The organism is Photobacterium sp. R1, assembly GCF_054600795.1.
The window spans coordinates 1-349 of the sequence record NZ_BAAHZP010000251.1 but is presented as its reverse complement, the minus strand read 5'-3'; the positions used below and the strand labels follow the sequence as shown (position 1 = coordinate 349).

The window sequence follows — 349 nt, the reverse complement described above, 5'->3', positions numbered from 1 at the left end:
TGAGCGTGATGGTGAATGCCGAAGAGTACGGGATTAATCAAAGCAATGTCGATGCCAAACTGAAATCGACCGATCCAAACGTACGCCGCATTTTAGGTCTGGATGGTCCTAAAGGTGCCGGTCTGAGTCTTGCTGACGATTGGTCTTATCAGGTTATCAAGCAAGTGGGTAACTATGGCGACAGCTTTGAGCGAAATGTAGGCGCAGGCTCGCCACTGAAAATTGCACGTGGTCTTAATGCCCTCTGGAAAGACGGCGGGATTATGTACGCGCCACCAGTGCGTTAATTACCGGTTAACATTCAATACATGGCGGGGATATTTCCCCGCCTGATTGGAACAGCTTTTCA

1 pseudogene is annotated in these 349 nt (G+C 49.3%); it reads left to right on the top strand.

Annotated features, from left to right (window positions below):
* Positions 1–287, top strand: a pseudogene (locus tag ACYP03_RS24905) (amino acid ABC transporter substrate-binding protein); the annotation flags it as partial.
* Positions 288–349 lie beyond the last annotated feature (62 nt).